The 24,472-nt window shown below is 61.3% G+C and carries 20 protein-coding genes, 1 tRNA gene and 1 pseudogene; 13 read left to right on the forward strand and 9 right to left on the reverse strand.

The annotated features are described in order from the left end of the window. Positions 1-238: 238 nt before the first annotated feature. From bcsN to FHT79_RS20500, 7 genes are all read left to right on the forward strand, one after another. Positions 239-1,219, forward strand: coding sequence for a cellulose biosynthesis protein BcsN (gene bcsN / locus FHT79_RS20470; protein WP_183903998.1), 981 nt, complete (start codon positions 239-241; stop codon positions 1,217-1,219). Positions 1,220-1,276: 57 nt separating this feature from the next. Continuing rightward, on the forward strand, positions 1,277-3,469 hold the full coding sequence (gene bcsA, locus FHT79_RS20475) for a UDP-forming cellulose synthase catalytic subunit (protein WP_047616634.1): 2,193 nt from the start codon (positions 1,277-1,279) through the stop codon (positions 3,467-3,469). Beyond that, positions 3,466-5,928 (forward strand): cellulose biosynthesis cyclic di-GMP-binding regulatory protein BcsB, encoded by a 2,463-nt coding sequence (locus tag FHT79_RS20480; protein ID WP_047616426.1) that lies wholly within the window; start codon positions 3,466-3,468, stop codon positions 5,926-5,928. Before bcsA ends, FHT79_RS20480 begins: the two co-directional genes overlap by 4 nt. Further along, positions 5,925-6,971: a glycosyl hydrolase family 8 gene (locus tag FHT79_RS20485; RefSeq protein WP_047616429.1), complete on the forward strand. Its 1,047-nt coding sequence runs from the start codon at positions 5,925-5,927 to the stop codon at positions 6,969-6,971. The genes FHT79_RS20480 and FHT79_RS20485 overlap by 4 nt, the downstream gene beginning before the upstream one ends. Then, positions 6,968-9,346, forward strand: a complete 2,379-nt coding sequence (locus FHT79_RS20490; RefSeq protein WP_183903999.1) for a cellulose synthase — start codon at positions 6,968-6,970, stop codon at positions 9,344-9,346. The genes FHT79_RS20485 and FHT79_RS20490 overlap by 4 nt, the downstream gene beginning before the upstream one ends. Positions 9,347-9,436: 90 nt before the next feature. Beyond that, a complete protein-coding gene (locus FHT79_RS20495) occupies positions 9,437-10,105 on the forward strand; it encodes an HAD family hydrolase (RefSeq protein WP_183904000.1) in 669 nt (222 codons plus the stop codon). Positions 10,106-10,203: 98 nt separating this feature from the next. Then, a tRNA-Pro gene (locus FHT79_RS20500) sits at positions 10,204-10,280 on the forward strand. 196 nt (positions 10,281-10,476) lie between these two features. Here the strand turns inward: FHT79_RS20500 and FHT79_RS20505 are convergent. Beyond that, positions 10,477-11,109 carry a methyltransferase domain-containing protein gene (locus FHT79_RS20505; protein WP_063474285.1) on the reverse strand — a complete coding sequence of 211 codons (633 nt, stop codon included), beginning with the start codon at positions 11,107-11,109 and terminating at the stop codon, positions 10,477-10,479. 499 nt (positions 11,110-11,608) lie between these two features. Here FHT79_RS20505 and FHT79_RS20510 point away from each other — a divergent pair, with 499 nt between their 5' ends. Beyond that, the gene (locus FHT79_RS20510; RefSeq protein WP_183904001.1) at positions 11,609-11,824 is read left to right on the forward strand and encodes a hypothetical protein; all 216 of its coding nucleotides are present in this window, start codon (positions 11,609-11,611) and stop codon (positions 11,822-11,824) included. A gap of 6 nt (positions 11,825-11,830) precedes the next feature. On the opposite strand, the gene FHT79_RS20515 is transcribed toward FHT79_RS20510, so the two are convergent. Continuing rightward, the gene (locus tag FHT79_RS20515) at positions 11,831-12,064 is read right to left on the reverse strand and encodes a DUF982 domain-containing protein (RefSeq protein ID WP_047616438.1); all 234 of its coding nucleotides are present in this window, start codon (positions 12,062-12,064) and stop codon (positions 11,831-11,833) included. Positions 12,065-12,258: 194 nt separating this feature from the next. Here FHT79_RS20515 and FHT79_RS20520 point away from each other — a divergent pair, with 194 nt between their 5' ends. Continuing rightward, positions 12,259-12,471, forward strand: a complete 213-nt coding sequence (locus FHT79_RS20520; RefSeq protein WP_029872887.1) for a hypothetical protein — start codon at positions 12,259-12,261, stop codon at positions 12,469-12,471. A gap of 3 nt (positions 12,472-12,474) precedes the next feature. Here FHT79_RS20520 and FHT79_RS20525 read toward each other — a convergent pair whose 3' ends face one another. From FHT79_RS20525 to FHT79_RS20535, 3 genes are all read right to left on the reverse strand, one after another. Then, a complete protein-coding gene (locus FHT79_RS20525; protein ID WP_047616637.1) occupies positions 12,475-12,624 on the reverse strand; it encodes a hypothetical protein in 150 nt (49 codons plus the stop codon). A gap of 60 nt (positions 12,625-12,684) precedes the next feature. Continuing rightward, positions 12,685-12,978 carry a helix-turn-helix domain-containing protein gene (locus FHT79_RS20530; RefSeq protein WP_047616439.1) on the reverse strand — a complete coding sequence of 98 codons (294 nt, stop codon included), beginning with the start codon at positions 12,976-12,978 and terminating at the stop codon, positions 12,685-12,687. 82 nt (positions 12,979-13,060) lie between these two features. Further along, positions 13,061-14,242, reverse strand: a complete 1,182-nt coding sequence (locus FHT79_RS20535) for an ROK family transcriptional regulator (RefSeq protein ID WP_047616440.1) — start codon at positions 14,240-14,242, stop codon at positions 13,061-13,063. Positions 14,243-14,603: 361 nt separating this feature from the next. Here FHT79_RS20535 and FHT79_RS20540 point away from each other — a divergent pair, with 361 nt between their 5' ends. Further along, entirely contained in the window at positions 14,604-16,361 is a 1,758-nt protein-coding gene (locus tag FHT79_RS20540) for a glycogen debranching protein (protein WP_097595098.1), read from the forward strand. A gap of 20 nt (positions 16,362-16,381) precedes the next feature. On the opposite strand, the gene FHT79_RS20545 is transcribed toward FHT79_RS20540, so the two are convergent. Next, on the reverse strand, positions 16,382-16,996 hold the full coding sequence (locus FHT79_RS20545; protein ID WP_097595099.1) for a GNAT family N-acetyltransferase: 615 nt from the start codon (positions 16,994-16,996) through the stop codon (positions 16,382-16,384). Between the two features lie 177 nt (positions 16,997-17,173). Between FHT79_RS20545 and FHT79_RS20550 the strand changes: the two genes are divergently transcribed. From FHT79_RS20550 to FHT79_RS20560, 3 genes are all read left to right on the forward strand, one after another. Continuing rightward, the gene (locus tag FHT79_RS20550) at positions 17,174-18,511 is read left to right on the forward strand and encodes an extracellular solute-binding protein (protein WP_063474288.1); all 1,338 of its coding nucleotides are present in this window, start codon (positions 17,174-17,176) and stop codon (positions 18,509-18,511) included. A gap of 133 nt (positions 18,512-18,644) precedes the next feature. Next, positions 18,645-19,538 carry a sugar ABC transporter permease gene (locus FHT79_RS20555; protein ID WP_047616639.1) on the forward strand — a complete coding sequence of 298 codons (894 nt, stop codon included), beginning with the start codon at positions 18,645-18,647 and terminating at the stop codon, positions 19,536-19,538. After that, positions 19,538-20,371, forward strand: coding sequence for a carbohydrate ABC transporter permease (locus FHT79_RS20560; RefSeq protein ID WP_097543010.1), 834 nt, complete (start codon positions 19,538-19,540; stop codon positions 20,369-20,371). Before FHT79_RS20555 ends, FHT79_RS20560 begins: the two co-directional genes overlap by 1 nt. Positions 20,372-20,423: 52 nt before the next feature. Here FHT79_RS20560 and FHT79_RS20565 read toward each other — a convergent pair whose 3' ends face one another. From FHT79_RS20565 to FHT79_RS20575, 3 genes and pseudogenes are all read right to left on the reverse strand, one after another. Then, positions 20,424-21,668 (reverse strand): O-antigen ligase family protein, encoded by a 1,245-nt coding sequence (locus tag FHT79_RS20565; protein WP_063474290.1) that lies wholly within the window; start codon positions 21,666-21,668, stop codon positions 20,424-20,426. Next, a complete protein-coding gene (locus FHT79_RS20570) occupies positions 21,665-23,227 on the reverse strand; it encodes an undecaprenyl-phosphate glucose phosphotransferase (protein ID WP_183904002.1) in 1,563 nt (520 codons plus the stop codon). Before FHT79_RS20570 ends, FHT79_RS20565 begins: the two co-directional genes overlap by 4 nt. A gap of 73 nt (positions 23,228-23,300) precedes the next feature. Next, positions 23,301-24,471: pseudogene (locus FHT79_RS20575) on the reverse strand (glycosyltransferase family 4 protein). Position 24,472 lies beyond the last annotated feature (1 nt).

The following is a 24,472-nucleotide window of genomic DNA, read 5'->3' on the forward strand; positions in this document are numbered from 1 at the left end:
CGCAATGAGAGCGGTTGAGGTGTTGCGAAACTGGTTTGTGCATCATACGGTTGAGCTGTCCGAATAACGTCCAGTGTGATTCCCTCCGGTGATATCAGCGGCTCGTTCATTTTTACTCTTCGTTAACCATGCTGGCGGTTTATGTCGGATGAACGGCCGGGTGGTCGTTGATTCGAAGGTCCGTCGCGTTTCGGTTCGCGAATGGATATCTGGAAAGACGATTGCGGCGGCTCGAAACATGCGTTTGCGGAAGACGATATCGCTGATGGCCGTGGCGGGCGTGATGGCCGGCTGCACGTCGGCCGGCGGTGTGCATCACCCTTCCGGGCCGGAAACCGTGGCGCCTGAAAAGGCGCTGGTCCTGCCGCCGCCGGGCGGCCCGTCGATCGTCAGCGTCGTCGAGCGCAAACGCGGCAACGGCGTCGAGCAGACGATCTCGCTGTTTACCTCATCCGCCGTGCCCGGTCAGAATTTCCTCAAGGTCCAGTTCCTTGGCGCTTCCGGCGCCAATCCCGGCACCGGCAATACCGGCTTCAGCATGATCAACGAGAGCGGCATTACCCGCGAGGTGGCCCGCTCGGCCCCCGGTGTGCCGATGGCGACCTCGGCGACCTTCCTGCAAAACGCTTATGGGCCCTTCGGCTATGCCGCCGGCCGCAGCCGCGCCGGCGACACCTGCATCTATGCCTGGCAGCAGATCCGCTCCAGTGCCGCCGCCAATACCCAGGCGCGCAATTTCGGCATGATCCAGCTGCGTCTGCGTCTCTGCGATGCGAGTGCTACCGAGCGTCAGCTGCTCGGCATTGTCTACGGCTACACCGTATCAGGCACGTTCGACGGCGAGATCTGGAATCCTTACGGCAATCCGCCGCCCGCCGATGGTGCGCTCGGGCGCAGCGGCGCGCCGATCTATCCCGACGAGGGTGGTTATCGTGCCAGTCCGATGCCGATCGGCTATGAGCCGGCGCCCGCGATTGTCAGCCGGCCGCGGGCAACGCCTGTTCGCAAGACCCAGACCTCGCAACCGGCTCAAGGCGCAGCACCTATGCCCGCGCCCATTGGCCCGCGCGTGCCGCTGCCGGGCGAGGCGCCACAGACGAGCGCAAAGCCGGATGCGGCGCCTGCGGCGAACCAACAATCGGCAAGGGCGATCGGCGTCACCGTGCCTTCGCCGGACTGTATAGGCGACGCGGCCATGACGGCCGCCTGCCGGAAATAGTGAGCATGCCAGGGGCGCCGGAAGGCGTCCTGGTTGAGCAACTTCGAAGGAACGACGATGCGCAAAGCCCGCAGTGTCATCATATGGGCCGTGGTTTCGCTCTGCCTGATCGTGCTGATCACGCTGCCGGTCAACCTGCAGACCCAGCTCATCACCAGCATCACCGTAGTAACCGTCATGGCGGTGATCAAGGTCTTGAAGGGCGAGGGGACGTGGCGCCTCGTGGCGCTTGCCTTCGGCACTTCGATCGTGCTGCGTTATGTCTATTGGCGCACCACCAATACGCTGCCGCCTATGAACCAGCCCGAGAATTTCATTCCCGGCCTGCTGCTCTATCTCGCCGAAATGTATAGCGTCGCGATGCTGGCGCTCAGCCTTTTCATCGTCGCCACACCGCTGCCGCCGCGCCCCTCGCGTGCCGCCAATCCCGGGCGTCTGCCGCATGTCGATGTCTTCGTACCGTCCTATAACGAGGATGCCGGTCTTCTCGGAAACACGCTCGCCGCCGCCAAGGCCATGGATTATCCGGCCGAGAAGCTGCATGTCTGGCTGCTCGACGACGGCGGCACCTTGCAGAAGCGCAATTCCGGCAAGCTGCTCGAAGCCCAGGCGGCTGCCGCCCGCCATATCGAGCTGAAGCAACTCTGTCAGGATCTCGACGTCAGCTACCTCACGCGCGACCGCAACGAGCACGCCAAGGCCGGCAATCTCAACAACGGCATGAAACATTCGACCGGCGAACTCATCGCCGTCTTCGATGCCGACCACGCGCCGGCCCGCGATTTCCTGCTCGAGACCGTCGGTTATTTCGAAGACGATCCGAAGCTCTTCCTCGTTCAGACCCCGCACTTCTTCATCAATCCTGATCCGCTGGAGCGCAATCTGCGCACCTTCGACAAGATGCCGAGCGAGAACGAGATGTTCTACGGCATCATCCAGCGCGGCCTCGATAAATGGAACGCCGCCTTCTTCTGCGGCTCGGCCGCGGTTCTGAGCCGCAAGGCGCTCGAATCCCAGAACGGCTTTTCCGGCATCAGCATCACCGAGGATTGCGAGACGGCGCTGGCGCTTCATGGCAGCGGCTGGAACAGCATCTATGTCGACAAGCCGCTGATCGCCGGCCTGCAGCCGGCCACCTTCGCAAGCTTCATCGGTCAGCGCAGCCGCTGGGCGCAGGGCATGATGCAGATCCTGCGCTTCCGCTTCCCGCTTCTGAAGCGCGGCCTGACGATCCCGCAGCGCTTCTGCTACATGTCGTCTACGCTTTTCTGGCTCTTCCCGTTCCCGCGGACGATCTTCCTGTTTGCGCCGCTCTTCTACCTGTTCTTCGATCTGGAGATCTTCACCGCCTCCGGCGGCGAGTTCCTTGCCTATACGCTGGCCTACATGCTCGTGAACCTGATGATGCAGAACTACCTCTACGGGTCGTTCCGCTGGCCCTGGATTTCCGAGCTCTACGAATATGTCCAGACCGTGCACCTGCTGCCGGCCGTGGTTTCCGTCATGCTCAATCCGAGGAAGCCGACCTTCAAGGTCACCGCCAAGGATGAATCGATCGCCGTCAGCCGTCTGTCGGAGATCAGCCGTCCGTTCTTCGTCATCTTTGCGGTACAGATCGTCGCGCTCATCATCACCATCTACCGAATCTATGCCGAGCCTTATAAGGCCGACGTCACGCTCGTCGTCGGCGGCTGGAACCTCATCAACCTGATTATGGCCGGTTGCGCGCTGGGTGTCGTGTCGGAACGCGGCGAGCGCGCCTTGTCCCGCCGCGTCCGGGTCAACCGGCGCTGCGAATTTGGCGCCAACGGCAAGTGGTACGCGGCTTCGATCGAGGACGTTTCCGTCCACGGTGCGAGGCTTCACATCTTCAACAAGCAACTCGACGAGATGCTGGTCGGAGCACTCGGCGAAATCCGCTTCCGACCCTATAGCGGCGCCGATCTGGAAACCCTGCCGCTCATCGTCCGCAACATCGAGCCGTCGGGCGACATCAGCAATGTCGGCTGCCAGTACGTGCCGAAAAGCGCGCTCGACCATCGCCTGATCGCCGACCTGATGTTTGCCAATTCCGGTCAGTGGACCGAGTTTCAGGCCTCGCGCCGCCGCAATCCCGGCCTGATCCGCGGCACCATCTGGTTCCTCGGCCTGTCGTTCTACCAGACGAGCCGCGGCCTCATTTACTTCTTCCGCAGCATGCGGCCGGAGCGGGAAGCCCAGCAGCGGGCGGCAAAGGTCAATGCCGGATGAGAAGGATCGTCGCCGCCTCGCTTCTCCTGCTGAATGCCTCCGCCTTTGCCCAGGCGCAGACGGCGCCCTTCGACATGTCCGGCGAGCGGCCACCCGGGGCATCCGTTACCCCGAGATTGACGCCACCCACGCCGCCGACAGCCCCTGCACCCGCTCCCGGCACGCCTCCGGTTTCCGTAACACCCGCACCTGCAACGCCGGCCGCTCCTGCTCCCGCAGCCGTTCCTCCGACGATTGTCGTCCAGCCGCAACTGGCAGCACCCGCGCTCCAGCCAGCCTCGGCGGCAAATACCGCAGCGCCGCCGCGCTCCGGCGATGTCCGCCGCTATGTCGTGCCCTTTTCGAAACTGGATCTCAGTGGCGAATACGATCGCCGGTCATGGTCGGTCTATCTGACGCCGGAACAGGCGGCGGCCAAGGCAAGCTTTACCTTCGCCTACCAGAATGCGATCGTCGTCGCGCCTGAGGCCTCGGCGGTGACCGTCTATCTCAACAACCGCCCGATCGGCCAACAGCGCGTCGGCTCGCCGGATGGACCGTCGGCCGTCACCTTCCAGGTTCCGCCCGGTTTGCTACAGCCCGGCGCCAATCTCGTCACCTTCGAGGCCGCCCAGCGCCACCGCACCGATTGCAGCATCCAGTCCACTTATGAGCTGTGGTCGAACATCGATCCGGCCGGAACCTATCTGAGCTTTGCCGGCAGGGATGCCGCCCAGCTGTCGAGCGCCGACGCGATTCGCGCCATCGGCGTCAACGGCGCCGGCAAGACCGAGTTCGACATCGTCGTCCCGGCGCTGGAGCAGCCGGGAACCACCAAGCCGCTGCTGCGACTGGCGCAGGGCCTGTCGGTGCTGAGCAGCATGCCGAACCAGATCTTTGCCTTCAGCACCGCTTCGCTTCCGGCCGCCGGGCCGGGTAAACTCAGCGTGCTCGTCGGTACCGCGGCGGAGCTGCGGCCGCTCTTTCCCAGCCTGCCGCCCGGCGCCGAAAGTGCGGCATTCGCCGCTTTCGCCACCGATCCGCGCAGCGGTTCGCCGGTGCTTCTGATCAGCGGCCCCTCCTGGCAGGCGGTCTCCTCGGCGATCGATACCATCGTCTCGCCGACGGACAGGTCCTCGGATGTCCGCCGCGACGTGCTGACGACCGAGCGCTGGAGCGCGCCGAACGCGCCGCTGGTCTTTTCCGATACGAACATCGCCTTGTCCCAACTCGGCGTGAAGACCACCGAATTCTCCGGCCGGCGGCTGCGGACCAGTTTCAATGTTGCCGTGCCGGCCGATTTTTATGCCAATGCCTACGGCGAGGCGAAGGTGCTGCTCGACGCCGCCTATACCGATAACGTGCTGCCCGGCAGCCACATCGATATCTACGTCAACGACAACATCGCCTCCACCGTGCCGATTACCACCACCACCGGCGGCATTCTCCGTCATCTGCCGATCCGCGTGACGATGCGGCACTTCAAGCCCGGTCTCAATTCGGTGGCGATCGAGGCGATCCTGATGACCAAGGACGATGCGGCTTGCGCGCCGGGCGCCACGGCCGGTGCGACGCCGCGCTTTGCCCTGTTCGACACTTCCGAGCTGCAGATTCCGGATTTTGCCCGCGTCGGTCAGCGTCCGAATCTGGCGGCAATGTCCGGCACCGCCTATCCCTATGGTCGGGCCACCGAGCCGACGCCGCTCTTTATCGACCGCGTCGATGCCGATACGCTTTCGGCCGCCGCCACGCTGCTCGGCCAGATGGCGATCACGGCCGGCCATCCGATTGCCGTCGACACCGTCGCCTCGCCGAATATGATCGGCGATCGCGACGCCATCTTCATCGGCTCCGTCTCGCAGATGCCGGCCACCGCGTTGTCGCAGGCCAATATTTCGACGGAGAGCCAGGCCTCGTGGCGTCCGGTGGCCGATACGCAGGCGAGCGTCGTCGATACCGGTACGGCCTTTGAGGAATGGAATTCCAAGGTCAGCGGCGGTGTCTTGCACAACCGGATCACGGCTTTCCGCGAATGGGTGTCGCGCAATTTCGATATCTCCCGCAGTTCGCTGCAATTCGTGCCCGGCGCCGAGGAGATTTTCACGCCGTCCAACGTCGACACGCTCCTGGTGGCCCAGGGCTCCAGTCCCGCGGGGGCGGGCGCGTGGACCGTGGTGACGGCGCCGTCGGCGAAGGATTTGCGCGAAGGGCTGGAGGTTCTGACCGCGCAGCTGAACTGGCCGCAGATATCAGGCCACATCACCACCTACTCGAGCAAGACAGGCAAGATCGAGACCGTGCCCGTCACCCGTTTCGATTTCGTGCCGTCCACCCCCTGGTCGATCTCCAATTACCGCTTGATCGCCGCCAACTGGCTGTCGACGAATATCCTCTCCTATGCCTTCCTGCTGGTCGTCTTCGTGCTGCTGATCGGGGTCACCACCTCAAGCATGCTCGGAAGGCTGGGTCGGTCGAAATGAGACGGTTACGCGCGCTCCTGCTTGCGGCATCGGTCGCGCTCGCTCCGGCTGGAGCGCCCGCCGTTGCGCAGCAGGCGATGATCAATGCCGGCGCATGGTCGGCATACAAGGCGAAGTTTCTCGATGCGAGCGGCCGTATCGTAGACAACGGCAACGGCAATATCAGCCACAGCGAAGGGCAGGGCTATGGCATGCTGCTCGCCTATCTCGCCGCTAGCCCCGCCGATTTCGAGCAGATCTGGTATTTTACCCGCACCGAACTGCTGCTGCGCGACGATGGCCTGGCCGTCTGGAAATGGGATCCGAACGTCAAGCCGCACGTCACCGACACCAACAATGCCTCGGATGGCGACATGCTGATCGCCTATGCGCTGGCGCTGGCCGGCACGGCGTGGAAACGCGAGGACTATATCCTTGCCGCCTCCCGCATGGCGCAGGCGCTGCTTGCCGAAACCGTCGTGCGCTCGGCTGGCCGGACGCTCCTGTTGCCGGGAAGCGAGGGTTTTACCGGCAGCGACCGTGACGATGGTCCCGTCGTCAACCCGTCCTACTGGATTTACGAGGCTATTCCGGTGATGGCGGCGCTTGCTCCGTCAGATGCCTGGAAACAACTGTCGGAAGATGGCGTGGCGCTGCTGAAGACGATGCAGTTCGGCCCACGCAAGCTTCCCGCCGAATGGGTGAGCCTGCGCGGTCAGCCGCAGCCGGCCGAGGGTTTCGACGCGGAATTTGCCTATAACGCCATTCGCATTCCGCTTTATCTCGTTCGCGGCGGCGTCACCGACAAGGCGCTGCTGACCCACCTGCGCGAGGGGATGTCGAAAGACGGTGTTCCCGCCACCTTCGATCTGACCACCGGCCGGCCGAAGGCCGTGTTGCCGGATCCGGGTTATAGAATTGTTAATGATGTTGTGGCCTGTGTAATCGATGGGACCAAGCTGCCGGGCTCGGCCCTGCAATTTGCGCCCGCACTCTATTATCCGTCTACGCTCCAGTTGCTGGGGCTGGCCTATATCGGGGAGAAGCATCCGGAGTGTCTGTGAAGTCTTCCCTCGTGGCGGTTTCAGCGGCAGTCGTGGTGGCGACCCTCGTCACCGGGCTGAAGGATCGTGCCGCTCTGCAGGAACGGTTCGGCCTTGGGCCTGCCGGCAAGCCGGTGCCGGAGCTGATGATGATGGGCCGCATCAAGCCGGCCGATGCTCCCGGCGGCAATTCCGAATTCAACGCGCAGCTCGTCGCCGACAAGATCGAGGCAATCACCTCCTCGCCGCCGCCGGCACCGGATACCTCCGCGCCGGATGCCGCAGCACAGCAGCCTGAAGCGCCTCCACCTGTGGCATCACAACCTGCGGCACCGCAGACGGCCGCCCCGCCGGCGCCGGTCACGCCCCCCATCGTTTCCGAGCCGCCCGCGCCGCAACAGGCTGCGGCGGCGCCGCCGCCGCCCGCCGTCGATGAAAGTGCGCTTCGTTATTTCGCCAGCCGCGGCGACAAGCTGCGCCTGCAGGCCGAAATCTCCCGCCTTCAGGCGCTCTACCCCAACTGGGTACCGCCGGCCGATCCGCTCGCCGTGCCGCAGAATGGCGACAAACAGCTTGAGGCCATGTGGCAACTCTATTCCGATGGCCGCTATGCGGAGCTGCGCAAGGCGATCGCTGACCGCCAGGCAGCCGATGCCGGATGGCAGCCGCCGGCCGATCTGCTCGACCGGCTCGATGTCGCCGAGGCGCGCGCCCGCCTCATCAATGCTTCCGACCTCAAGCAATATGCAACGGTGGTCGATACCGCTGCCGCAACGCCGAGCCTGCTCACCTGCAGCGAGATCGATATTCTCTGGCGCGTGGCAGAAGCTTTCATCCGGACCGAGAGGACGCAGCGCGGCCAGGACGCCTACACCTATATCCTGAAGAACTGCCCCAATCCGGCCGAGCGGCAGGCGACGGTCGAAAAAGCCTCGACGCTGCTTGCCTACCAGCCGATGCAGGCGCTGCTTGCGCTGGAGAGGCCTGCCAGTGAGGGCAGCAGGGAATTCGATGCGATCCGCGACAACCTCGCCCGGCGCTTCATGGCCGAAGGCAATGACGATCCGAATCTCGCCATCGCGCCTGATTATGTCGCCCGTCTCCAAAAGCTCGCCGAGACCCAGGGTCTTGCCTCGGATGCGTTGCTGCTCGGCTGGTATCAGCTTCGCCGCAACAACGATGCCGATGCCGAGAAGTGGTTCCGCGCCGCCCGCACCAAGCAAGATTCAGCGGACGCTTCGCAGGGGCTGGCGCTGGCGCTGATTGCCCGCAAGGCGCCGCAGGAAGCCGAAGAGGTAATGTTCCGCTGGCGCGCCGATTCCGAGGATGCGACATCCACCTATCTCGCCGCCACTGCCAATCTGATGGCGCTGCAGCCGCCGGCCGATCTGGCCGAGGACGTGCTGCATCGCGTCGCCGCCGAAGTCATCGCCCGCAAATACGCGCCGACGGCGCAGCAGTTCGGCTGGTATGCCCGTTCACTCAACCAGTTCCAGACCGCCGCACGCTGGTTCGAGACGGCTCTTGCCTGGAAACCTGATGACGAACCGTCCGCCTATGGCCTTGTCATCACCCGCGAGCAGTTGAGCGACCGCAAGGGCGTGCTCGACCTCCAGCGCGCCTGGGCCGGCCGGTCGACCCGGATCACCAAACTCGAAGATACCTCCTCGCTGACGCCGAATGCGGTCGCGACAGAGAAGGGGACGCTCGCTCCGCAGCAGCCGGTTCAGCCGACGCAGCCGCCGCGTCCGACCGCCGCTCAACCGCTCCCAGCCGAGCAGGGACCTGCACAGCAGCCGGAGCCGGAAGTCGCCGTTGGCGCGGCAAGGCCTTCGCTGCAGACGGTGACCGTCCAACGCGGTCCGCGCCAGACACGCGGCTGCTCGACGACCGTCGATGCAGGGCAGCTCAGCCCGGCCGACGCCCTGTCGCGCGGCTGGTGCCTGATGGATATCAACCGGCCGATGGAAGCGATCTCGGCCTTCGAGGCGGCATTGCAGAGCCCGGCCCGCAAGGTCCGTGAAGACGCGGCCTACGGCCAGAGCCTTGCCTATCTGCGCGCCGGCCTTTCCGGCAATGCTGCCGTCGCGGCCACCAAGGCGCCACAGAACCGACAGCGCGCCGCCGAGCTTCAGGTGGCAATCCTCGCCGACCGGGCGCTTTCGGCCTTCGATGCCGGCCGTTATCGCGAAACCCTGATCTATCTCGATCAGCGTGCCCAGCTGCAGCAGGAACGTATCGACCTGATGGTTCTGCGCGGCTACTGCTACCTCAATCTCAAAATGTACGGCGATGCGACCCGTATCTTCGAAGCCGCTGCCGCGACCGGCAGCCGTGATGCCGCCCGCGGCCTTGCCGACGTCCGCAACGTCACCCATCCGGACGTCAACGACTGACGTTGACGCCGCCGCCGCTCTCCGCTACTCGCCTGCGCAGGGGCCGCCGCGGCCTCACGCTTCCCGGCCTCATGCTTCAAGGAAAAGCCCGTGCCCGCTCGCCATGATGTCCTCGACAGGTCCTATGATGCCTTCCTCTTCGATATGGACGGAACGCTCCTGAATTCCATCGCCGTCGTCGAACGCGTCTGGAGCGACTGGGCAAGACGCCACGGCTTCGAACCGGAGGTTTTCCTGAAGACCATCCACGGCATCCGCGCCTCCGACGTCATCCGCGGGCTCGGCCTGCCCGGCGTCGATCCGGCCCACGAGTCGGATCTGCTGCTCGCCGAGGAGATGGAGGATGTCTCCGGCATCGTCGAAATCCCGGGAGCCATCCGCTTCCTCTCCGCCATTGCCGATGGCGAATGGGCAATCGTCACCTCGGCGCCGATCGAGCTCGCCAGGCGCCGCATGGCTGCCGCCGGCATCCCGATGCCGAAGGTCATCGTCAGCGGCCAGGAGGTCAAATCAGGCAAGCCCAGCCCCGAAGGTTATCTGCTCGGCGCAAGCCGCCTCGGCGTCGATCCCGCGAAATGCCTGGTCTTCGAAGATGCCGTCGCCGGCATCCTCGCCGGTGAAGCCGCCGGCGCCGACGTCACCGTCATCACCGAAACCCACGCCACCCCATTCGAAACACCGCATTTTTCGATCGTCAACTACCAGGCATGGCAGCCCATTCAAACCGCTGAAGGCCGATTGGCACTCGCCGCGATCTGAGCATTCGCACAAACCGCTTCCTTTTTGTGGGAGGCAAGGTTTTTCCGCTTGCATTGCACGCGCTGAAAAACTAAACGAAGCAAGCCGTTTCGGCAGGTCGGGGCGTAGCGCAGCCCGGTAGCGCACTTGACTGGGGGTCAAGGGGTCGCTGGTTCGAGTCCAGTCGCCCCGACCATTTATCCCCTTGAAATCCCAGTCAGAATGTCACTTTCTTCGTCCCGCCGGCGGCGGAAAACGGAACGAGACATGGCCAGTAGTGCTGAAACGGGAACCGAAAACCCCGGAAAAGTCCCGAACGAAAAGGTCATTTGTTGATGTAGCAGACGAGTTGCTACGCCGTCATTGAAAACACGGCGGGCCTTACGCCGTCTTCAGTGCGGTTTCTGAGCGATCGCGATCATCGACTTCGCCAGCAGCGGAATCCTCCCGACATATTCGAAGTCGACGTCTTCGAAGCCTGTTTCGACGAGCAGCGTGCTGAGCGTTTCGGGAGACCAGAATTTGATATGGCCATGGTCCTTGAGCGGCATGAAATGGTCATCCATCTTTCCGCTTACGGCCAACGCCAGATTTTTCCAGTAGCCGTGAAAAGGCGTCGACACGACCGCGATGCCGCCGGGCTTGACCAGATCGTAAATGGTGGCCGAGAAAGATTTGGGATCATAAACATGCTCCACCACTTCAAGGCTTATCACCGCATCGAAGGTCCCGTACCGGCTGGAGAGATCTTCGTAACCAGAGCCGATCTCCAGCGGAAGATCGGGATGAGCCGTTCTCGCTTTCGCAATGCCGTCCTCGGACGGATCGACACCGACGACGTCGTAACCTTTTTTTGCCAGCACGGCGGCAGCACCGCCGGTGCCGCAACCGAGGTCGAAGACCGCAGTCTCGTTTGCCTCCTGAAAATTATTCTGGAGAACATCGACAACGGCCGGCAAGATATAGGAATGGGCGGTCGCCGGCTTGGCGTGGACATAGGTAGTCGCGTCCAGTTCGATAGACATATTACCTCCTGATAAGTGAGCCGCCGCAATGGTACGGCGGACTTTGACGGCAGTGTGGTGTCGTTGTGGTATTAAGGTGATAAACGCCGAAGGCGTTCGCGGCTGCCAAGGGATCTCCAGCGGTCCCGGCGCTCGTCTCGGGGAAGTCCGCGAAGCTGATTGACAGGGTGCCAGGAAGATGCTGAAAACGGGCCGTAATTGAGGTTGCCGCATTCTCGCGGACCAAAGGGCCGCTGTATCGGCTCCAGCCGTTTCGACTATTTAAAATAAATAACGCGCCGGAATACCCTTTGGGAGTGTGTCGCAAATAGTTCCTGTAGTTCTTTTTGGTACTCCCTCAGTTGGGAAAGGTGATGATTGTTGCATTTTGTTAAGGTTATACCGAGCTTTGAAGTTAAGAGTCCAATTTTGATTTGAAAAAGATCTGAACCCTCTTCGCTTTCTGGCGAATATGTGTAGATTAACATTATCCCTGTCAGAAATAGCCTAGTGCGAGCGCATGGCGGATATGAAGCAGAATCTCACTTGCAGGCAGGCCCTCGCAGCCACTTTCCAAGCTCTGTCGGAAGAGGCCGTCAAAGCCGGCTGGTCAGAGGGCGATGTCGCCCTCGCGCTCGCTGAACTCGCCGAGGAGCAGGTGATCGAAGTGACCGCCAAGGTCATCACGGAAGGCTCCATCCATCCCCAGTTCGCCGCCAGCGGCCGTAGCAGCTAGAGCAATTCACACCAGCAATCCTGCCGCTTTGGCTGCCGTGACGAAGGAAGCCTGCGCTGCGCGCGGGCTGCGCAGTCCGTCGAGCGCATCCAGGCAATGCTGGCGCGCAACGCGATAATCGCGCCCGCGCTTGCTCGGCCACCGTTTCAGATATTCGACGGCCTCCCAGACGGTGGAAACGATCAGGCTGCTATTTGGAGAAAGGACCCGGACGGGGGAGGGAAAGCGTATTTCGCTCACGTCTGCACTCACTGATTCCTGCTACAAGCGCCGCCAAACGCGCGGGACAAAATTTTGTTCCATAATTTTATTCCCCGGGAATTTGCGCAGTTGCTAAAGTTCGGACCGTCGCGCATAATGATTTTATGACGGTTGCGGAGGGCGGCCGGCGATGCAAGCGTGAATGCGTTTGCCCTCGGAGGATGTGCGGCGTGATGTTACGATCATCAATTCATCCGCATGATTTACCGCTATTTTCGGAAGATCTCGATTTGCTGTCGCAAGTGCTCGACAAGGTCTGCGACGAACGCGGCCTGGCCAGGACGACACCGGAGGCGGAGCGGATCGGTGCGGTCATCATTCAGCTCTACAGGCAGGGCGTGAAAGACGGCGGCAAACTCGCCGATCTTGCAAAAACCTATCTCTGACGATCAGTTCTGCTCGATCGACACACCATTCTTGCCGATGCTCATCTCGATCCCCTGCGGCTTGCTTTCCTCGTGGAAGATGTAGGCGCCGAGACCGACGACGGCGACGACGAGAACGCCGATGATGACGTAGAGACCATTGCTTCGGTTCAAGAGACTGCCCCCGGATGTGTTCATGGGACAGCGAAACGCTTAGCGCACCGATTGGTTCCGTCAGTCGTCGTTGGCGGCGTTGAGGTTTTCCGGCCGGATGCCGTCATCGCTGGAGCTGCGTGCGCGCAACCGGATGCCGGGGCCGCCTTCATCTTGATTGCCGCTGGAAAGGAAGATGATGCCGTGCGCTTCGAGCGTACTGCGCACATCGAACAGCGCGTGCGGCTCGCCCGCAAATTCACCGTTTTCGAGCGCCGTCACGGTCTCCACGGGCAGGCCGCTGGCGGCGGCGAGCTCTTCGATACTCATTCCGATCATGGCGCGCGCGCCGCGTATCTGCGTTGCCGTTATCATGGTGGAAAATCTAGCGCATTTGCAGCGCTTCTCAAGTGGCCCGGCGATTGATTGGCGAACGAAGCAATGCTGCATGCATTCTTCAAACGTCCCTCAGTTTTACGCCAAACAGATCATCATGCATGCGCTGGACCGCGATCCCCACGCCGCCCATAAGGGCGGCCCGGTTTCCGAAGCGGCTGATCTCGATGCGCGGCGGATAAGGGGTACAACGCGGCAGGAAACGCCGGATGGCGTCCACGAGTTCCGGTCTCGAGCCGATGCTGCCACCGGTGATCACCAGTTCAGGATCAAGAGTTGCTCCGATTGCCGCAATGGCGACCGCCACCAGCCTGGCCGTCTCTTCGATTGCGGCCACGGCGCTTGTATCTCCTGCATCAAACGCGGCGAAGAGATCGGCCACGGTGGATGCGTCACGCCCGCCGAAACCGGTGTAGCGGCGCAGCATCGCCACGCTGCCGACCGCGCTCTCAAAGGTTCCAAGCGTAAAGCCGCCGGGATCGAACGCATCCCCGCCGATCGGGAGATAGGCGATTTCGCCGGCCGCGCCACGCGCGCCGCGCAACAGAGTTCCGTTGGCGATGATGCCCATGCCGACGCCTGTTCCAAGGGCAACGAAAGCAAAATTGCCGGTTTCGACACCGTGTCCCTGCCACCGCTCCCCTTGCGCGGCAAGGTTCACATCGTTTTCCACGATCACGGTGATACCCATTCTGTCGCTGAAGACTTGCTGCAGATTTATGGCGTCGATGCCGGGGATATTTGGCGCGACGTTGATGTGTCCGGTGACCGGATCGAGCACGCCGGGTGTGCCCAGGACGGCAAGACGGAGCTTGTCGGCGGTGGTCCCGGCCGCAAGCGCGAGTTCAACGAGAAGATCGCTGAATTGATTGACGAGATGCATGCCGCCGCGCGGGTCGGTGGCCACTTTGGTTTCGGCAACCACGTTTCCCAACAGATCGCAGATGGCTGCGGCAATCTTGGTGCCTCCGAGATCGATAGAGACAGCCAGTCCGGCCCTCGCATTGATTTCATAGATGATGGCATTCCGGCCTGGACGACCGTCGGTCTGCCCGACAGGTTTCAGCCATCCGTCATCCTCGAGGTCGCGCACGACCTCGGAAATCGTCTGCTTTGACAGACCGGTCAGCTTGGCGATATCGGCGCGGGAGATCGGCCCGTTTGCCAAAATGGTTCGGATCACCGCATTGGTTGAAATTTTTCGTGCGATGGGTGTCTGTACGACGGAAGATGTCATTGCCATCCAGCCAGATGATCCAATTAGTTCGGAGCGCATACTTAATTGGGGCGATATTAGATCATAATTATCAAGAAGAAGAGAAATTCGGAAGCTTAGCTCCGCCGTCCTCCCGGATTTGAGTATAGCAAGATCGGCAATTTGTCTATGTCCTTGACAAATAGGGATCGGCCTGTAGGCTGAGATCAACGCGCAATCCAATGCGCGTGATATAAAGAGGGTCGAGGAGCAGTATGCGCCATACGTCTCGTCCGGGTAGACATGCGCTCGCCAAGGTCGTCCGAAGAGGAGCTGGCCTGGGCTTATTCGGCTCTATTTCTTTTTCTCGTCCTGCTGTCTGTTGAACTTGGCGTGCGGGGATCTGCCCATGATAAAGCCTTCGACTGATGGACAGCTTTTCGCCGAAGAGCCCGTTCTACTGCCTGTCATGGCGCCGCGCCTTCAGGCCGATGTTCATCCGGGTGGATATGCTGATCTTGCCCTGTGGGGAGCCGGCAGCCTGGGGCGTGTGAGATTTTCTCCACTCACCGGCCCTTATGCCTATGCCCCGAACCGAGTCGTGTCGAAACAGGGCGGCGTGTTTGTCGCGCAGTCGCGACCGGTGATGCTGATCCGCCAAGCAAGCCTTCGGGGCGTGTACCCTGCGCGTCGTTGCGCTTGGTGGCACGAGCCGGATGGCAAGGGTGCCAGGGTGAGGGTCACCCGCAACCACCATCGGCAGACTTTCGAAATGGCCTGGGGTGTCCTCATTGTCGAAACGTCGGGTTCGGATTTGCGGATCGCCATCGGCGCCTCAGGAGACGAAGCTGAGAAAGCGTTGAGCCTCACCAGCGAAGCCATCATCGGGGAAGCCGCTGAATATGCGGCGCGTTGCGACAGGATGCCCGAGGCCGATCCGTTGATGCGCAGCATGGTCAGCCAGGGGATACACGCCGCTCTTTCCAGCATCAGGCACGACGAAAACGGGGCCTTCGCTGGCCTTGCCGCCGGGCAGGCCTATAGTGCTCCGGCGCGAACCTATTACCGCGACGGCTACTGGACGATGCAGCCTCTTTTGATGCTGGCGCCGGAGGCGGTGCGCGACGAGATCCGAATTCTCGCCAAGGGAGTGCAGCCGGATGGGGAGGCCCCGAGCGGCGTGATCTTGACGGGGCCGGCGCAATCACAGGCCTGGCAGCACTTTGTCGCCGACAGCAAGGCCAATCCCAAAAACCACAAAAGAGCCGTTCCGGAATACCACAACCGTCCGCAGGACTGGTGGAGCGATCACTTCGACAGCCCGCTTTTTTTCATTCTGTTTCTGAGCGATTATTTCAGCGTGACGCAAGACCTGGCAGAGGTGCAACTGCACTGGCCGATCGTCAGAGCAATCACCGATCGCTATCTCGGCCTGGCCGGGGCTGACAGCGTTCTGCCGCTGAAACCGCGCAACGACCGGGACTGGGCCGACAACGTCTATCGTGAGGGTCTCGTCTCCTATGACCTCGGTCTTTTCGTCGGCGCCATGGACGCGGTGGCAAGGCTTGGCGAGGGCCACGATCCGACGCTTGCCGCACGCGCGCTCAAGACCGCAAATCTGGCCCGTGAAGAAATCGAGGCCAGGCTCTTCGTGCCGGCAACGGCGGGATATATCGATTATGGAACGCCTGGCGCTTTCATCGAGGATCATCTGGCTCTCGACAGCCTGACCTTGTCGCGATTCAGCGCAATTTCGAAGCATAGGGCCGTCGGCTTGTTGAAAGCTTTTGAAAACAGACTGGAAACGCGCAACAATCAACAACAGCCCTATGGCAGCTGGGGTGTCATGTGCGCCTATCCGCCATTCAAGCGGCAAGGCGATCTGCGATCCAAGACCGCTTTTCCCTACCGCTACCACAATGGTTCGGACTGGCCGTATTGGGATGGCGCCTATGCCGAAGAACGCCTTCGCCACGGACTTGGGGGTGCACGCTATGCATTGACACGCTGGTGGGAAACCTGCCTCGACAATGGCTGGATCGGTGCGGTGGAATATTTCTCGCCGCCTTATGGGCGCGGTTCCCTGCTTCAGGGCTGGAGTGCCATGCCGGCGGCGGTCGTCTTGAAATATGGGCTGGACGCTGCAAATGCGGAGCCAAGGTCATGAATAATACTGCGCCGTCGGTTCTAGCGGGACCCCTCATCGATGCGCATCGCGAAGGCGACGGAACCATCCCGTTCGAATTCGGAAAAGCCGAGGTGATGGTAGAAGCCCCTGGCGCGGTGGTTGTTGGGATCGACACCGAGATGCACCGCTCGGACGCCGTGATCTCTCAGCGCCTCAAGCTCAGTGCTGATCATCCTGCGTCCCCAACCGGCTGCCTGAAGTCCGGGAAGGATGTTGATGTGAAGATGCGCGGGGTAGTCGTCTTGAAGCCACGGCGTGCCGCTGCGCGGGTTTTGAATACGTTCGATCACGTCGGCGTCGCGCGGACGGGCGGGCGTCAGGCCAGCGATCTCCTGGCGGACGAACGGCCACCAATTCGCCTGCAACTCTCTGTCGAACGCGCTGGTATCCGGGACGCCGACGATGTAGCCGACCGGGCGGCCGTCCTGAATCAACACAAAGGCAAAGTCTTCGGCGAATTTGAGATAGGGCACCGACCAGATGTAGCCGGGCAGATGCGGGTCGCTATAGAGCGCGCTGGCATCGTCGCCGCCGTTCGCGGTTTTCAGGCAGATGTCGAAAAGGGCTTCGGTATCCGCTTCGGTCGCCGGGCGGATGGAGCAGTTGTTGTCCATCACTTTGCCACCTCCTGCGTGGCGTTTTTTCATTTCAGGTTGCGAGGGAGGCTCATGCATTGACGATTACCTCAGATTCGCCAGCCCGGCAAAGCTCTGGGGGAAGAAAACGTTCGGCCGTCGCCTGGGCGGCAGGTCTGAACGGAAAGTGGAGAATAAATCAATGAGGTGGAACCGATGAATAGAAGCGTGAAATCGATCAACATACTGCCGGGATGCCAATGGAAGGCAGCCGTCGCGCTTGCTGGTGCAGCGCTTATAAGTTTGGGCCTTTCGGCAGCCGCGCGCGCTGACGATCTGGCTGTGTGGGATGACCAGACCTATGAAGGTCAGAGCGCTGTTATAGAGCAACTGAACAAGGAGTTCGAAGCTGCGCATCCCGGTGTCACGATCAAACGCACCGCCCGCACCTTTGATGACATGAAGTTGACGCTGAAGCTTGCGGTTTCGGCAGGGAACGGCCCTGTCATCACGAAGGTCAACCAGGGCGCCGGCGACATGGGCGCGATGGTCAAGGAAGGATTGCTCCTTCCGGTTGACGACTACATCAAGAAATACAGCTGGGACAAGCGGCAGTCGGATTCAGTACTTGCTCGAGACCGCTGGGAGGATGGAAAGTTCGGGGTCGGCAAGACCTACGGCATATCAGGCCTCGGTGAGATCGTTGGTCTCTTTTACAATAAAAAGATCCTCGACGATGCGGGCGTAGCATTGCCGCAAACCTTCGAGGAGTTTCTGGCCGATCTTGATAAGCTGAAGGAAAAAGGCGTTGCGCCCTTCATGATGGGCTCGGCAAAGCAGCATCTGGCCCTGCACATGATCGGCGCCATCGAACAAGCGCATATCGACGCGAGCAATCGCGCCGAACTTGATGATCTGATCTACGGCAGGGGCGGTTCCTGGAACACCAAGGGGAACATCGAATCCGCGAAACTCGTGCAGCAATGGGCACAGGGCGGTTATTTTTTCCCCGGTTTCGAGGGCATCTCGGGGGATGACGCCGTCCAGCTTTTCATATCAGGGCAGGGTGCCTTCCTGATCTCCGGAACCTGGTATTTCGGTGACATGCAACACAATCCGGATATCGGCTTCATGGCCATTCCCGCCCCGAAGGGCATTTCCAAACCATTGAGTGTCGGAGGCGTGGACCTTGCTTGGGCGATAACGAGCCTTGCCAAAACCAAGGCAACGCAGGACCTGGCAGGTGATTATATCGACTATATGGTTTCGGAAAAGGCTGCTGAAACCTGGGCCGCTGCCGGCTATCTTCCGGCAACGTCGCTGGCGGCCGACGCAAAGCCAAAGCTCACGCCGCTGCTGAGCTCCGGCATTGAAATGTGGAAGACACTCAACGCGAACGACGCGCTCGGCCATTACCCCGACTGGTCGAGCCCGACGATGCTGAAGACGATAGACGACAACACGCCGCTTCTTCTGTCCGGCAATATCACCCCCGAAGCCTTCGTCGACGCCATGGACAAGGATTATCAGGCGTATTTGAAGGATAAGAAATAAAAGGTGCGGGCGCTGGCCGCGGCCGTCCGCCTTGGACGCCGCGGCCCGCGTCTTGTCGATCCACGTTAAAATCAGCGCTGCGAGCTGCGGCTTGCAGCGCGATCACCAGCGCCTTGACTTCATGGAGTACTGGATGAAACGCTCCGCACTTGATGGCTCGAAACACACCAATTTTATCTATTTATTGCCTGGATTGCTGCTCTATGCGGCCTTTGTCTTTGGACCGATTATTGCGGCTTTGGCTTTGAGCCTGACCAGTTGGGACGGCTTGAGCATGCCCAGTTGGGTTGGCTTGGGCAATTACGTCGATCTCTTTTCCGACAATCGTTTTTATATCGCCTTGCGTAACAATGCCGCGCTGATGATCTTCTATTGTGTTCTGCCGCTGGTGCTCGGTATAGGCCTTGCCGCCTGCGTCTGGAATCTGAAGCAACGCGAACAGCTCGCGCTGCGGACATTCTTGTTCCTGCCTTACATCATGCCGACGGCCGTGTTGGGCATCATCTGGGCATGGCTCTACAATCCTGCCTTTGGCCCGTTCAATCAGTTTCTGAGAGCAGTAGGGTTAGGAGCCTTCGCGTTGCCGTGGCTCGGCGATTTCAATTTTGTGCTCCCCGCGGTCGGGATCGTTGCCACTTGGTATTTCTTCGGTTTTTGCATGGTCATCTTCCTCACAGGAATTCAGCGCATCGACCCGTCTCTCTTCGACGCCGCCAAGGTCGATGGCGCTTCGGCGCGAAAAACCTTTTTCTGGATCACGCTGCCGCTTCTATTGCCTGAGATAAGGGTGGTTTTGCTTTTGACGGTCATCGCGTCGATCAAGAGCTTCGACCTGATTTTCACGATGACCCGAGGGGGACCCGCCAACGCCACCCTCGTGCCGAATATCTACATGTATCAGCTCGGCTTCGAGCTCAATCGCTTCGGCGCCGCGGCGGCCATCGCCATTGTCGGCGCGGTACTCACATTCGTCATCAACTATGCAATTCACCGATTTGTGGGATCGCAGAATAAAGGATTGGCTTGATGAGCCGTTCGTCCAACTTTCCCGTCGGTGCGCTATTCCTCCGCATTGTCCTCTGGCTTCTTGCCTTCGTCACCATCATCCCCTTCCTGCTTCTGCTTCTGACGTCGATAAAGAGCAAGGCTGACGTTCTGCAGGGTGCGTTCGCTTTGCCGGCATATCCCCATTTCGAAAATTACGTCGATGCCTGGAATGCCGGACATTTCAACGTTTACTTCTGGAATTCGATTACAGTTGTCATACCCGTCGTTGCTGCCAGCGTCTTTCTGGGCCTGCTGACCGGTTTTGCCTTCGCTTACCTGTCATTTCCGTTTCGGCGCACGCTGTTCGCTATCCTGACGCTCGGCATGATGGTGCCGGCGGAGGCCTTCATCATCCCGCTTTATTATGAAATGCGTTATCTCGGCCTGATCAACACCTATGCGGCTCTGATCTTGCCGCAGATCGCGATGTCGATACCGTTCTCAACGATCTTCCTCGCCAGCGCGATGCAGCAATTGCCGGAAGAAGTTCTCGAAGCGGCGGTTCTCGATGGCGCCGGACGCTTCTATATCCTCCGTAAGATCGTTATCCCGCTTATGGTGCCGGCAATGTCGACGCTGGCGCTGTTCCTGTTCATCTGGACCTGGAATGAGTTTTTGATCCCCTTCATTCTGGTCAACGACGACGCCTATCGGACGCTGCCCCTCGGTATGCTGTTTTTCCAAGGGCGCTACACTGTCAATACGCCGGTTTTGACCGCCGGTGCGGTGATCGTCATTGCCCCGCTCATCCTGACCTATCTGGTTTTCCAGCGGCGGTTCATTGCCGGCCTGACGGCAGGAGCCACGAAATAGACAGCTGTGCGATTTCAGACCCGCAAAGCACGATGCGCCAGAGGGTCAGGCCTCACGCCGGTCCCTGGCGCCTTCGCTCGCGCTTGTGGCGCACTTCCAGCGCCGCGCAGCCCCAGACGGTGCCAAGCAGCAGATAGACATGGCGCCAGTGGTCGATGTCGATGACGTTGCCGATCGCCGCATGGCCGAGGACGGAGATCCAGGCGACCATCAGGAAGGGTTGCCACGGCCGGTCGAGCAGCAGGTATCGAAAGCCGAGGGCGAGCGTCCAGACAAGCATGCCGACATAGCTGACGAAGCCGAGCCAGCCATAGGTGGTCAGCGATTTCAGCCAGATATTATGCTCGTCCTCGGGAAACATCGTCCCGAACACCAGCGGACCGATGCCGAGCGGGCGCTCCATCATCATGGTGAAGCCGATCCGGTGGCGCTCGAAGCGGCCGAGATGTTCGCCGTCATATTGCTGTACCAACTGGGCGCGCGCTGAAAACAGTTCGGCGACCTTCGGGATCTGCAGCGCCACCAGCAGCGAGGCGACCAGCATGATGATCGCCGCCAGCGATAGCACCAGGACCCTCAGACGAAAGGCGCCGCTGCGCTCCTTGAGCAGCATGATGAAGATCAGCAGCACCAGGCCGAGCGCAAAAAGCCCCCAGGCGGCGCGGGAAAAGGAGAGGAAGATGCCGAGTGCAAGCACGAGCAGGGCGGCGGCCTTCAACGGCGATTTCTTCAGGTCGCCGGCCAGAATGCCGTGGATGAGGTAGAGCGATGGCGGCACCAGAAAGGGGCCGAAAACGTTGGGGTCCTGGAAGGCGCCTTTGGCGCGGTCGTAGAGCGTGAAGACCTCCGCGCCCGGAAATGCGTGGAAATAGCCGAGTACGCCGAGCGCCGAGGTGGCGACGGCGGCGAAGGTCCAGGCGTTGAACATCAACGGCAGCCGCTTGTGGCTGTCCTCGATGATTGCTGCATAGAACACCGCCGTCAGCGCCAGGAAGGTCGACACCGCGATATACATCGGCCCCGTCGCCAGGTCCTTCATCTGCGTCAGCGACAGCATGCCGCCGATATTGAAGGTGAGCAGCAAGGCGAGCAGCGGCGCTACGCCGCGCGAAATCCTGAGGCCCAGGATGAACCAGAGGCCGATCAGCCCGGCCATCCAGAGTTCATAGGGCGCCGGCTCGTCGATCACGAAACCGGAGAGGAAGACGCCGAAGGCGACGAAGGCCGAGCCGATCAGGCGCAGCGTCATCCGCTGCGGGTGGGCGACACGGGGATATGTCGCCTCGATCGCGCTCAATAGGCGTTTTCCGTGTTGAGCAGCCGGATCGGTGTCAGGAACAGGATCTTGAGATCGAACCAGAGCGACCAGTTCTCGATGTAATAGAGGTCGTAAGCCGTGCGGAACTTGATCTTCTCGTCATTGTCGACTTCGCCGCGCCAGCCGTTGATCTGCGCCCAGCCGGTGACGCCGGGCTTGACGCGGTGGCGGGCGAAATAGCCCTCGACGACATCGGAGAAGGCGCGATCGCGCGCCTGGGCGAGAACGGCATGCGGCCGCGGACCGACCAGCGAAAGCTCGCCTCTCAGCACATTGAAAAGCTGCGGCAATTCGTCGATCGAGCTCTTGCGGATGATACGCCCGACGCGGGTAACACGTGGATCGCCCTTGGTCACCGCAGCCTTGCCTGTGGGGTCGGCCATGTTGGTGTACATCGAGCGGAACTTGAAGACGTTGATGATCTCGTTGTTGAAGCCGTGGCGCTTCTGCATGAAGAAGACCGGGCCTTCGGAGGTCGCCTTGATGGCGATCGCGGTCGCGACCATCACCGGCCAGAGCAGCGCAAGCGCGACCACGGTGAAGAAGATGTCGAAGCCGCGCTTGGCGACGGAATCCCAGTCGCGGATCGGCTTCTTGAAAATGTCGAGCATCGGCACCGTGCCGACATGCGAGTAGGCGCGCGGCCGGAAGCGCAGCCGGTTGGCATGCGCGGCAAGGCGGATATCGACCGGCAGAACCCAGAGCTTCTTCAAAAGGTCGTAGATGCGGGCCTCGGCCGAAAGCGGCAGGGCGATGATCAGCATGTCGATGCGCGTCAGCCGTACGAATTCGACGAGTTCGGCCACGGTGCCGAGCTTCGGATAACCGGCGACCATGATCGGCGAGCGTTTCTCTCCGCGGTCGTCGAAGATGCCGCAGATGCGGATGTCGTTGTCGTCCTGCTGTTCGAGGACGCGGATCAGATCCTTGGCCGGCTCGCCGCCGCCGACGATGACGGCGCGGCGCTCCATGATGCCGTTGCGCGCCCAGTTGCGGATGCCGTAAGCGACGAGGAAACGTTCGGCCACAAGGAAGAGCGCGCCGGCTGCGAACCAAGAAATATAGGCATCGACCATTGCCCATGTGGTGCCGCGAATGAGCGTAAACAGGCCGAGGGTCAGAAGAAGCGCGATCGTCCACGACGCCAGAATGCGCGGCATCAGCCGCAGCTTCGCCCGAAGCGCGGGAATGGTGTAGGTGTCGGTAAGCTGGAGGCCGATGACGGTCAAGGCTGAAGCGATCGCCGCCATGCCAGCCCGCACCAGCGCGGAATCGTGGCCGTCGCCGGGCCAGACATAGTGGACGATCAGGGCGATCGCGAAGAGCGCCAGGAATTCCAACAGCCGCAATTGCCCGATGATGATGGCCGGCGAATAGGTTCCATCGCGGAACTGCTCGGCGATCTGGCGGGCATAGGGGTTGATTTCGGTCGGGTCGGAAGGTTTTTCCTTACCTGTGTCGCCGCGCACCTCGATGTCGGAGACCTGCTTGCGCAGTGCTTCCACGTCGAATTGATCGCCTTTTTCCAGCTTGTTCATGGGGCCAGCTTGTCTATGGGGCATTGTCGCTCATTGTCACCGAGCGAAATACCAGAAAGCCCCTAAGAAATATTTACGAGGCGGCGGGCATTGCTTGGGCCGGCAGCGCTCTCGACGAGTTCGTGGTACAATTTCAGCACATCGCGCGCCATGACGGCGGAGGAAAACACCGCCTTCACCGCCTCGGGCTTCGGCATCGTCCTGGCGTGCCAGCCGGGCGTGCTCAGCGTTTCCGCCATGACGCGGGCGAGATCGTCGGAATTGCCGGGCTCCACCAGTGCCGCGCTGTCGGCGCCGAGCACCTCGGGAATGCCGCCGACTCGGCTTGCGATGATCGTCTTGCCGGCGCCGAGCCCCTCGAGCACGATATAGGGCATGGCTTCGGCGCGCGAGGGAACGACGAGGTTCTGCGCCATCGAGAAAGCCTCATGCACCCGCATTGCCGGCAGCATGCCGATACGTTTGCCGAGGCCGCGTTCGACCATCATCTCGCGGTAGCGGTCGCGATCCGGCCCGTCGCCGATCATCAGCGCCGACAGCGGCCTGCCGAGCAGCCGTTCGGTCTTGGCGAAGGCATCGACAAACAGATCGGGACCCTTGAGGTCCCGGAGCATTCCCACATAGATGAAATGCACGGCATCCGAGCGGGTCGGGATCGGCTCGAAATCACGCTCGCTGATACCGTTATAGATCAGTTTCGTCTTCGTCCGCGGCTTACCCACCTTGCGTGCATAGGTGTCGCGCTCATATTCGCAGATGAAGACCAGCGCATCGGTGAAATATTCCTGCAGCCGCTCCATCCTCAGGACTAACTGTCCACTGAAGGAGGAGCGCGAATAATGCAGGCTTCCGCCATGCGCGGTATAGAGGCGGGCTACGCGATACCTGTTCACCCGCAACGCTGAGCCGGCAAGTCGCGCGAGCACGCCGCCCTTGGCGCCGTGTCCGTGCAGCACATCCGGCCGCAAACTTTTGATTTTCTTATATGTATCCCACATCGTCGCGATATCGGACGGGCTGATGGAGCGCCGGATCGGCACGCGTGTCAGGCCGAGCGAGAGATAGGGTCTTATATCGTCGAACAGGCTGTCCTCGTACTCGCCGCCGGTCGAGCTGTCGCAGAGGATGCCGATTTGATGACCGGCCTTGCTGTGCTCCTCGACCAGATCGCGGACATGGCGGAATATTCCGCCGACCGGCGACCTGAAGCAATGGAGGATGCGGAGCGGTCTCTGTTTTGACATT

It is taken from the genome of Rhizobium sp. BK212, from assembly GCF_014197475.1.
Classification (GTDB): Bacteria; Pseudomonadota; Alphaproteobacteria; order Rhizobiales; family Rhizobiaceae; genus Rhizobium; species Rhizobium anhuiense.